General features: G+C 68.4%; 13 protein-coding genes. 10 read left to right on the forward strand and 3 right to left on the reverse strand.

All coding sequences use genetic code 11. The features are described 5' to 3' along the window. The first annotated feature begins 114 nt into the window (after nt 1-114). From dop to prcA, 4 genes are all read left to right on the forward strand, one after another. On the forward strand, nt 115-1,626 hold the full coding sequence (gene dop / locus IEY84_RS21485; RefSeq protein WP_183549480.1) for a depupylase/deamidase Dop: 1,512 nt from the start codon (nt 115-117) through the stop codon (nt 1,624-1,626). A gap of 116 nt (nt 1,627-1,742) precedes the next feature. Further along, the gene (locus IEY84_RS21490) at nt 1,743-1,940 is read left to right on the forward strand and encodes a ubiquitin-like protein Pup (protein WP_183549477.1); all 198 of its coding nucleotides are present in this window, start codon (nt 1,743-1,745) and stop codon (nt 1,938-1,940) included. 115 nt (nt 1,941-2,055) lie between these two features. Then, on the forward strand, nt 2,056-2,856 hold the full coding sequence (prcB, locus tag IEY84_RS21495; protein WP_183549555.1) for a proteasome subunit beta: 801 nt from the start codon (nt 2,056-2,058) through the stop codon (nt 2,854-2,856). A gap of 3 nt (nt 2,857-2,859) precedes the next feature. Next, nucleotides 2,860-3,690, forward strand: coding sequence for a proteasome subunit alpha (prcA, locus tag IEY84_RS21500; RefSeq protein ID WP_183549474.1), 831 nt, complete (start codon nt 2,860-2,862; stop codon nt 3,688-3,690). A 70-nt stretch (nt 3,691-3,760) separates the two neighbouring features. Here prcA and IEY84_RS21505 read toward each other — a convergent pair whose 3' ends face one another. Next, nucleotides 3,761-4,018, reverse strand: a complete 258-nt coding sequence (locus tag IEY84_RS21505) for an EamA family transporter (protein WP_229788912.1) — start codon at nt 4,016-4,018, stop codon at nt 3,761-3,763. A 208-nt stretch (nt 4,019-4,226) separates the two neighbouring features. Further along, nucleotides 4,227-4,667 (reverse strand): VOC family protein, encoded by a 441-nt coding sequence (locus IEY84_RS21510; RefSeq protein ID WP_183549471.1) that lies wholly within the window; start codon nt 4,665-4,667, stop codon nt 4,227-4,229. A 126-nt stretch (nt 4,668-4,793) separates the two neighbouring features. Between IEY84_RS21510 and IEY84_RS21515 the strand changes: the two genes are divergently transcribed. Continuing rightward, the gene (locus IEY84_RS21515) at nt 4,794-5,762 is read left to right on the forward strand and encodes an endonuclease/exonuclease/phosphatase family protein (RefSeq protein ID WP_221209148.1); all 969 of its coding nucleotides are present in this window, start codon (nt 4,794-4,796) and stop codon (nt 5,760-5,762) included. Between the two features lie 33 nt (nt 5,763-5,795). Here the strand turns inward: IEY84_RS21515 and IEY84_RS21520 are convergent, their stop codons facing one another. Then, nucleotides 5,796-7,304, reverse strand: coding sequence for a SulP family inorganic anion transporter (locus IEY84_RS21520; protein ID WP_229788914.1), 1,509 nt, complete (start codon nt 7,302-7,304; stop codon nt 5,796-5,798). Between the two features lie 105 nt (nt 7,305-7,409). Between IEY84_RS21520 and IEY84_RS21525 the strand changes: the two genes are divergently transcribed. The 5 genes from IEY84_RS21525 to IEY84_RS21545 all read left to right on the forward strand — a co-directional run bounded on the left by IEY84_RS21525 (nt 7,410) and on the right by IEY84_RS21545 (nt 12,379). Then, nucleotides 7,410-7,811, forward strand: a complete 402-nt coding sequence (locus IEY84_RS21525) for a MerR family transcriptional regulator (RefSeq protein ID WP_183549468.1) — start codon at nt 7,410-7,412, stop codon at nt 7,809-7,811. A gap of 81 nt (nt 7,812-7,892) precedes the next feature. Continuing rightward, nucleotides 7,893-9,254: a Pup--protein ligase gene (pafA, locus tag IEY84_RS21530; protein WP_183549465.1), complete on the forward strand. Its 1,362-nt coding sequence runs from the start codon at nt 7,893-7,895 to the stop codon at nt 9,252-9,254. Between the two features lie 111 nt (nt 9,255-9,365). After that, nucleotides 9,366-10,346, forward strand: a complete 981-nt coding sequence (locus IEY84_RS21535; protein WP_183549463.1) for an FKBP-type peptidyl-prolyl cis-trans isomerase — start codon at nt 9,366-9,368, stop codon at nt 10,344-10,346. 27 nt (nt 10,347-10,373) lie between these two features. Beyond that, a complete protein-coding gene (locus IEY84_RS21540) occupies nt 10,374-11,357 on the forward strand; it encodes a helix-turn-helix transcriptional regulator (protein WP_183549460.1) in 984 nt (327 codons plus the stop codon). After that, on the forward strand, nt 11,354-12,379 hold the full coding sequence (locus tag IEY84_RS21545) for a helix-turn-helix transcriptional regulator (RefSeq protein WP_183549457.1): 1,026 nt from the start codon (nt 11,354-11,356) through the stop codon (nt 12,377-12,379). The genes IEY84_RS21540 and IEY84_RS21545 overlap by 4 nt, the downstream gene beginning before the upstream one ends. Nucleotides 12,380-12,408 lie beyond the last annotated feature (29 nt).

Genomic DNA, 12,408 nt, shown 5'->3' on the forward strand with positions numbered 1-12,408 from the left:
TGCCTTCGTGCACGCGGCCGGTAGCCTTGCAGACATGAGCGAGCGTCAGCGAGCGACAATCAATCTCATGCCGCCGCTTCCGTACAATTTGCGGGTCCAGACGGAGGCGGCGGTATGAGCGTACGACGGGTGATGGGGACCGAGGTCGAATACGGAATTTCCGTGGCCGGACAGCCCCAGGCCAACCCGATGGTGGCCTCCTCGCAGGTCGTCAACGCGTACGCGACCTCGACTCTCAAGGCGAGGAGAGCGCGCTGGGACTTCGAGGAGGAGTCGCCGCTGCGCGACGCGCGTGGCTTCGACATGTCGCGGCAGGTGGCCGACCCCAGCCAGCTCACCGACGAGGATCTCGGGCTCGCCAACGTCATCCTGACCAACGGCGCCCGGCTCTACGTCGACCACGCCCACCCGGAGTTCTCCTGCCCCGAGGTGACCAACCCGCTCGACGCGGTGCGCTGGGACAAGGCGGGCGAGCAGGTGATGCTGGACGCCTCCCGCGCGGCCGCGCGGCTGCCGGGAAACCCGCAGATCCACCTCTACAAGAACAACACCGACAACAAGGGCGTCTCCTATGGCGCGCACGAGAACTACCTCATGCGCAGGAGCACCGCGTTCGCCGACATCGTCAAGCATCTGATCCCGTTCTTCGTCTCGCGGCAGGTCTTCGCCGGTGCCGGGCGCGTCGGGATCGGCCAGGAGCGTCCCAAGCACGGGTTCCAGATCTCGCAACGCGCCGACTTCTTCGAGGTCGAGGTCGGTCTGGAGACCACCCTCAAGCGGCCGATCATCAACACCCGCGACGAACCGCACGCCGACCCGGAGAAATACCGCCGCCTCCACGTCATCCTCGGCGACGCCAACCTTGCCGAGGTCTCGACCTACCTCAAGGTCGGGAGCACGTCGCTGGTGCTCGCCATGATCGAGGACGGTTACATCACCCGTGACCTCAGCGTCGACGGCCCGGTCTCGGCGCTGCGTGCGGTGTCCCACGACCCGACCCTGAAGACCCTGATCACGCTCAAGGACGGTCGCAAGCTGACCGGTGTCCAGCTGCAGATGGAGTATCTGGACCTGGCCAAGAAGTTCGTCGAGGAACGCTACGGCTCGGATGCGGACTATCAGACGAAGAACGTCCTGGAGCGCTGGGAATCGGTGCTCGACCGCCTCGAGCGCGACCCGATGGAGTGCGCCACCGAGCTCGACTGGGTGGCGAAATACAAGCTCCTGCTCGGCTACCGCGACCGCGACGGCCTGGAGTGGGACGACCCCAAGCTCCACCTGATCGACCTGCAGTACGCCGACATCCGCCCCGAGAAGGGCCTCTATCAGCGACTGGTCCGCTCCGGCCGGATCGAGCGACTGCTCACCGACGACCTGGTGGAGAAGGCGATGCACGAGCCGCCGACCGACACCCGGGCCTACTTCCGTGGCCGCTGCCTGGAGAAATACTCCGAGAACGTCGCCGCGGCCAGCTGGGACTCGGTCATCTTCGACCTGCCAGGGCGCGAGTCGCTGCAGCGGGTGCCGACCATCGACCCGCTGCGCGGCACCAAGAAGCACGTCGGTGGCCTGCTCGACTCCTCCGAGACCGCCGTCGACCTGTTCAACCGGCTGACCGGTTCCTGATCGCCGCTCGCTACTCGTGCCACATCGCGGGCCAACGTACGACTTCTGCTTCCTCCCGTAGCGAAATCGGGCATTGTTTCCTCAGGTTTGTCGGTGCGAGTGGATAGGTTGATGACATGGCACAGGAGCAGAAGCAGCCGAAGAAGTCCTCCGAGTCGGAGGAGTCAGTCGAGACCGCGCCCGAGACCGATGTGAACGAGCGCAAGGAAGCGCTCGACTCCGACGTCGACGACATCCTGGACGAGATCGACGACGTCCTGGAGACCAACGCCGAGGACTTCGTGAAGTCCTTCATCCAGAAGGGCGGGCAGTAGTCATGAGCGAGCGCCAGCGAGCGACAATGGGCATACTCACGCCTTCGCGTCCGTACTCTGTCCTCTGCCCAACGGAGGCGATGGCGTGACAGAGTCCCGTATCCCGGCGGCCTACATGACGCCGGGCACCTCGTCCTTTGCCGATTTCCTGACCGCGCAGTCACCGGACCTGCTCCCGCGGCACAACGCCGTTCCGGGCAACCTGACTGACATCGCGCCGCACGGCACCACGATCGTCGCGGCCACCTTCCCCGGTGGCGTGATCATCGCCGGTGACCGACGGGCCACTCAGGGAAACCTGATCGCCGAGCGCGACATGCGCAAGGTCTTCCCCTCCGACGAATACTCTGCGGTCGGCATCGCCGGCTCCGCGGGGATCGCGGTCGAGCTGGTCAAGCTCTTCCAGACCGAGCTGGAGCACTACGAGAAGATCGAGGGCACCACGCTCTCGATCGAGGGCAAGGCGAGCCGGCTCTCCGCTCTCGTCCGCGGCAACCTCCCGATGGCGATGCAGGGCCTGGTCGTCGTGCCGCTCTTCGTCGGCTTCGACCCCGACGCCGCGAAGGGGAAGATCTATGGGTACGACCCGACCGGCGGCCGCTACGAGCAGACCGGATACACCGGCGTCGGCTCCGGATCGCTGTTCGCCAAGGGCTCGCTCAAGAAGCTCTACCGGCCCGACCTCGACGAGGCCGGTCTGGTCGCGGTCCTGATCCAGGCCCTCTACGACGCGGCCGACGACGACTCGGCCACCGGGGGCCCTGACCTGTCCCGCAGGCTGTTCCCGCTGGTCCACGTGATCACCGCCGACGGCGGGCGCACGCTGCCCGACGCCGAGGTGGCCGCCGTGGCCGAGAATGTCATCGCCGGGAGGCTCCAGCGGCCCGACGGTCCCATCGCCGAGCTGGAGGCCTGAGCCATGAGCACTCCTTTCTACGTCTCTCCCGAGCAGCTGATGCGCGACCGCGCGGACTTCGCGCGCAAGGGCATCTCCCGGGGCCGGGCCTTGGTCTCCCTGCAGTACGCCGACGGCATCGTGTTCGCCTCCGAGAACCCCTCGGCGGCGCTGCACAAGGTCAGCGAGATCTACGACCGGATCGCCTTCGCCGCGGTCGGGCGCTACAACGAGTTCGAGAACCTCCGCATCGCCGGTGTGCGGCTGGCCGACATGCGCGGCTACGCCTACGACCGGCGCGACGTCACCGGCCGCGGGCTGGCCAACGCCTACGCCCAGACCCTCGGCACGATCTTCTCCTCGGGCGGGGAGAAGCCCTACGAGGTCGAGCTCTTCGTCGGCGAGATCGGTGACTCGGCCGAGGACGACCAGCTCTACCGGCTCACCTACGACGGCCAGGTCGTCGACGAGCACGGTTTCGCCGCCATCGGCGGCGCGGCCGAGTCCGTCGGGGGCTACCTCAAGGAGCGCTACACCAAGGGCGCCTCGCTCGAGGACGCCATCCGGCTGGCTGTCGCCGCGCTGGGGCACACCGACACCGACGATCGCGAGATCGCCGCGAAGGACCTCGAGGTCGCGGTCCTCGACCGCAACCGCACCCAGCCGCGCAAGTTCCGCAGGATCCGGCCGGCGACGCTGGTCGAGATCCTCGGCTCGGTGACGGCGACCCCGCCGGTCGAGGAGGCGAAGCCGACAGCCGTCGAGGCGCCGGCCGAGAAGCCGGTCGACGAGGCCCCGCTGGCCACGCCCGTCGACGACGACGGCGACCCGCCGATCGCCCCGCCGCTCGACTGAGCACAGGAGCCGGGGAGTCTCAGGCGCACCCGGTGCGCCTGAGACTCCCCGGCTTCGTTCCGGGTCCGATCTACCCCAGACCGGCGACGGCGACCAAGATCAGCACAACCCCGGCGACCGCCGGCGCGGCGAGGCGCTCGCCGGGGACCGCTGCGGCAGCGACGGAGGCGGCGACCGGCTCCATCAGGCTGGCCACGGTGGCGGCGCTGCTTCGCGTGGTGCGTAGCCCGGCATATAGCAGGCTGTACGCCAGCGCCATCGTCGCCACGCACAGGACTCCGGCGAGGCAGATCTGAACGAGACCGAGACGGGCGGTAAGAAATGACATCGAAGAGTGCTCCAGGTTCGACGAGAGTGCAGGACAGCGTCTGGAGCACGCCAACGAGAGCCGATCAGCGCTCTCAGCGGGAGATCGGCGAGGCTGCTCCGGTCAGGTGACCGGAGGCGGAAGCAGGCCGAGGTGCTTCGAAGTCATGGCCCGAGCTTGCCATGGCTCCGAGATCGCGACAGCCTCTTTTCGGAGGACGATGCTCGGGTCAGCCGATCCGGTCGGTGAGCGAGACGACGATGCCCTCGGGTCCGCGCACATATGCCATACGCACGGCGTCCTCGTAGGCGCCGACACCTCCGACGAGGCCGTAGCCGTCCGCGGCCAACCGCTCCAGGACCGCGTCGAGGTCGTCGACCTCGAAGCAGACGTTGCGCAGGCCCAGCTCGTTGGCCATCGCCTCGGGTGAACCCTGCACATGGTCTGGACGTACGAACCTGGCGAGCTCGAGCGAGGTGCCGCCGCCCGGCGGACGCAGCATGACGACCTCGCAGCGGGCGCCGGGGATCCCGCAGACCGTGTCGATGAACTCGCCCTCCACGAACGCGCGCCCCTCGAGCTCCAGGCCGAGGCCGACGAAGAACTCCGTGGCCGTGTCGATGTCGGCGACGGTGACGCCGATGTGGTCGAACCGCAGCTGATGTGTCATGACTCTCATCCTCGCGCTTGATCGGGTGTCTGCCTGGTGAACGACGCAGTCGCGCCGTTCTCGACATCGCGGCGACGATGGATCCGCGCGGCCGGAGAGGGAGACCGTTGGCTAGGGTCGCTCTCTGTGACCGGCAAGGTGGAGGGCGGCGCCCGACGTGCGGCGCAGCGGTCGCCGTGGCGCCGGGGGAGGCTGCTCGCGCTCGTCGCGGTGCTGCTCGCGGCGGTGATCGCGCTGCACGCGCTGGTGCCGAACCGCTGGGGCAACCTGGGCTCCCTGGTGGCGACGCTGCTGCCGTGGCTCGTCCTGGCGGTTCCGGTGCTCATCCTCGCCGCTGTCGTTCGGCGCTCGGCGATCGCGGCAATGCTCGCGCTGACCCCCCTCGTCGCCTGGGTCGCCGTGTTCGGCCCGCGGCTGCTGCCCGCCGAGCCGGCGGCGTACGACCTCACGGTGGTGCAGCACAACGTCGCCGACGACAATTACGCCGTCGAGGAGACCGTCGAGCTGCTCCTGGCGGAGGATCCTGACGTCGTCGCGCTCGAAGAGCTCACCTCCGAGCACCTCCCGGCGTACGAGGCGGCTCTGGGGGAGAGGTTCGAGCACCACGCGACCCAAGGCACCGTCGGGCTCTGGTCGCGTCACCCGATCCCGGAGCGCTCCCGGGTCGACATTCGCCCGTCGGGGATCGATGCGTCCTGGGACCGATGCCTGCGAGCGGTCGTCCGGACCCCTGAGGGGGATGTGACCGTCTACGTCGCGCATCTGCCGTCGGTCCGGCTGGGACCGCGTGGGCTCGCGGCGCACAGCCGCAACCGTAGCGCCGAGCTGCTCGGCCAGGCGATCGCCGAGGATCCGGCGCCGCAGGTGCTGCTCGCCGGCGACCTCAACGGGAACCTGCTCGACCGCGGACTCGCGCCGGTGACCGATCAGGTCTCGCGTGAGGAGCAAGGATTCGGTCTCACCTTTCCCTCGGCGTTCCCGGTCGTGCAGCTCGACCACGTCCTCGGGCGTGGTGCCGAGGTGCGGGAACTGCGGGTCCTCCCGCGGTCCGGCAGCGATCACCGGCCGGTGGTGGCCCGGGTGTCGGTGCGGTGACCGGGTCGGTGACCGGGTTGGTGATCGGCCCGGTCAGTGGCCGGTGAGCTGACCTGTCAGCCGCTCGTGCCGGTCCGCGCTGGCCTGGTTGAGGCCGATGATGCGTACGGACTTGTTCTTGGCCTCGTACTTGTGGGTGATCGCGTCGAGCGCGGCGACCGTGGAAGCGTCCCAGATGTGGGAGTCGGAGAGGTCGATGACGATCTGGTCGGGATCCTCGGCGTACTCGAACTGCGTGTAGAGGTCGTTGCTGGAGGCGAAGAAGAGCTCCCCGGTGACCCGGTAGACGGCGGTGGCCCGACCGTCGGCGCCCTCGACCAGGGTGCGGTCGGTCTCGGTCAGGTGGGCGACCCGGCGGGCGAAGAGGGTCATCGCGACCAGGACACCGACGACGACACCGATGGCCAGGTTGTGGGTGGCGACGGTGACCACCACGGTCGCGACCATCACCGCGGTCTCCGAGCGCGGCATCCGGCGCAGGGTGGACGGCCGGATCGAGTGCCAGTCGAAGGTGCCGACCGAGACCATGATCATCACCGCGACCAGCGCCGCCATCGGGATCAGTGCCACGATGTCGCCGAACCCGACGACCAGGATGAGCAGGAAGACACCGGCGAGGAAGGTGGACAGCCGGGTGCGTGCTCCGGAGACCTTCACGTTGATCATCGTCTGGCCGATCATCGCGCAACCGCCCATCCCGCCGAAGAACCCGGTGATGATGTTCGCGATGCCCTGACCGCGGGCCTCACGGGTCTTGTCGGAGTGGGTGTCGGTGATGTCGTCGACGAGCTTGGCCGTCATCAGCGACTCCAGCAGTCCCACCAGGGCCATGCCGAGGGCGTACGGCGCGATGGTCTGCAGCGTGTCGAGAGTGAGAGGCACGTCGGGCAGGAACCAGGTCGGCAGGCTGTCGGGCAGCTTGCCCTCGTCGCCGACGTTCGGCACGTTGATCGCGCCGACGACCGTGAAGGCGGTGAGCGCGACGATGGCGACGAGCGGCGCCGGGATGACCTTGTTGATCCGCGGGAAGCCGACGATGACGGCGATTCCGACGGCGATCATCGGGTAGACCAACCAGGGCACGTCGACCATGTGGGCGATCTGCGCCTCGAAGATGAGGATCGCGAGCGCGTTGACGAAACCGACCATCACCGAACGCGGGATGAACCGCATCAGTCTGGCCACCCCCGCCAGCGCCAGCGCGACCTGGATCAGTCCGCCCAGCAGCACGGTCGCGATCAGGTAGTCGTACCCGTGGTCCCGCATCACCGGCGCGATGACGAGCGCGACCGCGCCGGTGGCCGCCGAGATCATCGCCGGCCGACCGCCCAGGAACGAGATCGCCACCGCCATCGTGAACGAGGCGAACAGCCCGACCCGCGGGTCGACCCCGGCGATGATCGAGAACGAGATCGCCTCCGGGATCAGCGCGAGCGCGACGACGAGACCGGCCAGCACCTCCGTACGCAGCAGCCGTGGCGACCGCAGCGCGGCGCGCACGGTGGGCTCGCTCGGAGAGGAGACGGGCATGGTCGAGGGCACGAAAGGGGTCCGATCCGTCGGCGCTGGCAGGATGTACGCAACACCGAGACCCTAACCTCACGTAACGTAAGAGTTGGGATCGCCGACGATGTGAGAAGGGACACGATGACGCGCAGCGCTGCCCCCGAAGGGGTGATGCAGATCGGCGAGGTGGCGGCCCGCACGGAGCTGTCACTGCGCAGCCTCCGACACTGGGAGGAGGTCGGCCTGCTGAAGCCGTCGGGGCGAAGCGAGGGCGGCTTCCGGCTCTACACCGAGGAGGACGTCGACAAGGTCCTGGTGATCCGCCGGATGAAGCCTCTCGGCTTCAGCCTCGAGGAGATGAAGGCGGTCCTGGTCGACATCGAGATCCTGCGGGAGCCCGCGCCCGACCCCGTCGACGTCGACGCCGCCCGCGAGCGCCTCGCGGCGGTCGGGGCCGAGGCCGGCGTACGCCGCGAGAAGCTGGAACGACAGCTGGGCATGGCGGACGAGTTCATCGCGATTCTCAGGCGCGAGCTGCACTGACGTTCCGGAGGGTGGTCCGCCCCGTCGTGTCGTACCTCTGAACGGCTCCGGAGTGACCGTCGACCGTCTAGGGTTTCAGGTATGGACAGGCGCATCTTCGGCATCGAGAACGAGTACGGCGTGACCTGCACGTTCCGCGGCCAGCGGCGACTGAGCCCGGACGAGGTGGCCCGCTACCTCTTCCGCAAGGTGGTCAGCTGGGGACGCAGCTCGAACGTGTTCCTCAGGAACGGAGCGAGGCTCTATCTCGACGTCGGCTCCCACCCTGAGTACGCCACGCCCGAGTGTGACGACGTGACCTCGGTCGTCACGCACGACAAGGCGGGGGAGCGGATCCTGGAGGGGCTGCTCCTCGACGCCGAGCAGCGGCTGCACGACGAGGGCATCGCCGGCGACATCTACCTGTTCAAGAACAACACCGACTCGGCCGGCAACTCCTACGGCTGCCACGAGAACTACATGGTCAGCCGCGCGGGCGAGTTCTCGAAGCTCGCCGACGTGCTCATCCCGTTCCTGGTCACCCGCCAGCTCATCGTCGGCGCCGGAAAGGTCACCCACACGCCGCGAGGCGCCGGGTTCTCGGTCTCGCAGCGTGCCGAGCACATCTGGGAGGGCGTGTCCTCGGCGACGACGAGGTCGCGGCCGATCATCAACACCCGCGACGAGCCGCACGCGGACGCCGAGAAATACCGGCGACTCCACGTCATCGTCGGTGACTCGAACATGTCCGAGACCACCACGATGCTCAAGGTCGCCAGCTGTCACCTGGTGCTGCGGATGATCGAGGAGGGCGTCGTCATGCGCGACATGACGATGGAGAACCCGATCCGGGCCATCCGCGAGATCGCCCACGACCTCACCGGTCGTCGCAAGGTCCGGCTCGCGAACGGCCGCGAGGCCAGCGCCCTCGACATCCAGAACGAATACCTCACCAAGGCCCGCGAGTTCGTCGACCGCCGGGAGATCACCGACCCGACCATGCTCGCCGCCCTCGATCTGTGGGAGCGCGGGCTGAAGGCGATCGAGTCCGACGACCTGTCCCTGGTCGACCGTGAGATCGACTGGGTGATCAAGTGGAAGCTGATCGACCGCTACCGCGCCAAGCACGGCCTCCCGCTGGGCCACGCGAGGGTTGCGCAGCTCGACCTCGCCTACCACGACATCCACCGCAACCGCGGCCTCTACTACCTGCTGGAGAAGAAGGGCGCGGTCAAGCGGGCGACCACCGACCTGAAGATCTTCGAGGCCAAGTCGGTGCCTCCGCAGACCACCCGCGCCCGGCTCCGTGGCGAGTTCATCAAGAAGGCCCAGGAGCGCCGTCGCGACTTCACCGTCGACTGGGTCCACCTCAAGCTCAACGACCAGGCTCAGCGCACCGTGCTGTGCAAGGACCCGCTCAAGGCGTACGACGAGCGCGTCCAGCGCCTCATCGACGGCATGTGAAGCACCGGCCGACAGAAACGCGGTGGGGTGGCTTCGCCGCGTGGCAACCACCGTACGGATATGGTGTGCTCCGCTGTCGTCTATCTATTTCACGTCACGAAGGTTTCCACTGTGCCCACTGCTCCTCGGCCTCGTCTGCGCCACGCGCTGAGCGCGCTGGCCGTCACCCTGCTCATCCCAGCTCTGGTCGCCTGCGGCGGCGAGGAGAAGACGGGGTACGGCGATGAGACCGTCTCCGGCTTCGACGGGGTCACGGTCTCGGCCGCGGTCGACAAGGAACCCACGCTGAAGTGGAAGTCCCCGATCGCCTACCCCAAGGACCCCAAGGTCAAGACCTTGACCGAGGGCGACGGCGAGGAGATCCCGGAGGGCCGCGGCGTCCTCGCCAAGATCTACATTGGCAACGCGACCACCATGGACAAGGAGTGGGCCTACAAGAGCCAGGCTCCTGAGGGTGAAGAGCTCCCGGCGGAGAAGCCGTGGAGCACCATCCTGGAGGGTGCCAAGGTCGGCGACCGGATCGAGGCCATCGTCGGCTCGGCCGACCTGCTCGGCGAGGGCGGCAACCCGCAGATGGGCATCGGCAACCACGACACGCTGCTGGTCGTCGTCGACGTGGTGAAGCCTGCCGCTGACAAGACACCGCAGGACGTCGAGCCCTCCGAGCTCCCGAAGGTCGTCGAGAAGGACGGCAAGCCGACCGGCTTCGACTTCACCGGCATCGCCAAGCCGAAGGCCGACGACGGGCTCAAGCGGGCCGTCGTCACCGAGGGCGACGGCGAGGAGATCACCACCGACCAGACGGTCACGGCCAACTACCTCGGTATGACCTACGGCGCCAAGAAGCCCTTCGACGAGAGCTTCAGCAAGGAGCCCGTCCCGTTCGCCCTCAACCAGGTCGTCCCGGGCTGGACCAACGGCCTGGAGGGCGTCAAGGTCGGCAGCCGTGTTCTGCTGCAGATCCCGCCGGAGCTGGGCTACGGTGCTGAGGAGAAGCCGGGCCAGGGCGGCACGCCGGGGATCCCGGCCAACAGCACGCTCTACTTCGTCATCGACGTCGTCAAGGCCGAGGACACCCCGGCGCAGCAGTAGTTGAGTCTCTAGGGGGAGAACCACACCGTGGCGGCGGGTAAGACCGAGCGGTTGATGAACCTGCTCATCATGCTGCTGGTGCAGCGTGACAACGTGTCGAAGGAGCGGATCCGTGAGGTCCTCTACCCGTCGTCGCACGGTGAGGCGTTCGAGAAGATGTTCGAGCGCGACAAGGAGGAGCTGCGCAGCCTCGGTGTGCCCATCGAGACCGGGGTGATCGACTCCTTCTTCGAGGACGAGGTCGGCTACCGGGTCAGCCCCGAGCAGTTCGCGCTGCCGCCGATCACCCTGGAGGCAGACGAGCTCGCTGTGGTCGCCCTGGCGACCAGGGTCTGGGAGAACGCCTCGATGGCGGAGGCGACCACGGAGGCCGTACGCAAGCTCAACGCTGCCGGGCTCGAGACCGACGTCTCGGCGCTGGAGATCGTGCAGCCGCGGCTGGCCGCGGAGGAGGGCTCCTTCGACGTCTTCGTCGCCGCGACCCAGGACCGACAGGTCGTCGAGTTCGACTACCGCGGGTCGCGGGCGGCCGAGCCGTCACATCGGCGGCTGCAGCCGTGGGGCGTGGTGCGCTACTCGGGTCGCTGGTACGCCGTCGGCCACGACGTCGACCGTGACGACACCCGCATCTTCCGACTCTCCCGTGTCCTGGGGGAGGCGCGAGCGGTCGGCGAGTTCGACGCCTTCGAGGTGCCGGCCGAGGTGGACGTACGCGATATCGCACGAACCCTGGCGCCGGCCCCGCCCACGGGCAAGGCCGTCCTGCTGCTGCGGCAGGGGAGTGGCTACACCCTGCGCCGGGCCGCCGACTCCACCGAGACCGGGGTGACCGGCCCCGACGGCAGCGACGACTGGGACCGGGTGGTGCTGACCCGGGTGCCTGCCGACCTGGTCGGTGCCGTCCTGGGGCACGGCCCCGACGCTTACGTCGAGGAGCCCGCGGACCTGCGGCGCGAGGTCGCGGCCCGACTGGAGCGACTGGTAGCGCCCCTGGACGGAGCAACCCGATGAGTGAGCCTCAGCGAGCGAACCGGGCAAGCGCCTCCGGTGCCAAGGGGCAGGTGGGACGGCTGCTGACGCTGGTGCCCTACCTCTACTCCCAAGACGACGACGTACGCCTCGACAAGGCCGCCGCCGACCTCGGCGTCGAGGAGAAGCAGCTGGTCAAGGACCTGCAGGTGCTCTTCATGTGCGGCCTGCCAGGTGGCTACCCCGACGACCTGATCGACGTCGACATCGACGCGCTGACCGAGCCCGACGGCGACCGAGTCATCCGGATCTCCAACGCCGACTACCTCGACCGCCAGCTGCGACTGACCCCGATCGAGGCCACCGCCGTGATCGTGGCGCTGCGGGCGCTGCGCGGCGGGGCGGTGGCCGCCGAGACCAAGGAGGTCGTCGACCGGACCCTGGCCAAGCTCGAGCAGGCGGCCGCCGAAGGCGCCGCGGCGAGCATCGACCCCGGCGAAGAGCCGGTCGACACCTCGCTCGTCCAGATCCACGCCGCGATCGCGACCGCGATCGACCAGGGCCGTCAGGTACGCATCGACTACTGGGTCCCGGCGCGCGACGAGGAGTCCTCGCGGGTCCTCGACCCGCGCGCCCTGGTCTCGATCCGCGACGTCGAGTACGTCGACGCCTGGTGTCACACGGCCGCGGCGCCGCGCAGCTTCCGCCTCGACCGGATCAGAGGTGCCGAGGTGCTCGACACCCCGGTGGCCACGGATCCGGAGGACGGCGCGAGTGCCGAGGACGCGGCCGGGCTGCTGGAGCGTACGGAATCCGGCACGGTCGTCCGGGTTCGGCTGGCTCCTGAGGCCCGCTGGGTCGGTGAATACTATTCGGTGATCGACCCGGTCGAGCTGGCCGGCGGTGGGCTCGAGGTGGGGCTGCGGGTCTACGACCAGCGCTGGCTCACCCGCTTCCTGCTCCGGCTGGCACCCTACGCTGAGGTCCTTGACGACGAAACGTTCACCGAATCGTTTGTCGCGACTGCACGGCAGGCACTCGGCCTGTACCGTTCGGACGCGTAGACTTCTGGCGTTCCCCCCTAGACGTAGAT

Origin of the sequence: Nocardioides albus (assembly GCF_014648255.1) — a bacterium.
Taxonomy (GTDB): domain Bacteria; phylum Actinomycetota; class Actinomycetes; order Propionibacteriales; family Nocardioidaceae; genus Nocardioides; species Nocardioides albus.

What these genes read in the sequence shown, in the direction of transcription:
- prcB (WP_183549555.1), top strand. Translation starts at nt 2,056, where the DNA reads ATGACGCCGGGCACCTCGTCCTTTGCCGATTTCCTGACCGCGCAGTCA.
- IEY84_RS21525 (WP_183549468.1), top strand. Translation starts at nt 7,410, where the DNA reads ATGACGCGCAGCGCTGCCCCCGAAGGGGTGATGCAGATCGGCGAGGTG.
- pafA (WP_183549465.1), top strand. Translation starts at nt 7,893, where the DNA reads ATGGACAGGCGCATCTTCGGCATCGAGAACGAGTACGGCGTGACCTGC.
- IEY84_RS21510 (WP_183549471.1), bottom strand. Translation starts at nt 4,667, where the DNA reads ATGACACATCAGCTGCGGTTCGACCACATCGGCGTCACCGTCGCCGAC.
- IEY84_RS21490 (WP_183549477.1), top strand. Translation starts at nt 1,743, where the DNA reads ATGGCACAGGAGCAGAAGCAGCCGAAGAAGTCCTCCGAGTCGGAGGAG.
- IEY84_RS21545 (WP_183549457.1), top strand. Translation starts at nt 11,354, where the DNA reads ATGAGTGAGCCTCAGCGAGCGAACCGGGCAAGCGCCTCCGGTGCCAAG.
- IEY84_RS21505 (WP_229788912.1), bottom strand. Translation starts at nt 4,018, where the DNA reads ATGTCATTTCTTACCGCCCGTCTCGGTCTCGTTCAGATCTGCCTCGCC.
- prcA (WP_183549474.1), top strand. Translation starts at nt 2,860, where the DNA reads ATGAGCACTCCTTTCTACGTCTCTCCCGAGCAGCTGATGCGCGACCGC.
- dop (WP_183549480.1), top strand. Translation starts at nt 115, where the DNA reads ATGAGCGTACGACGGGTGATGGGGACCGAGGTCGAATACGGAATTTCC.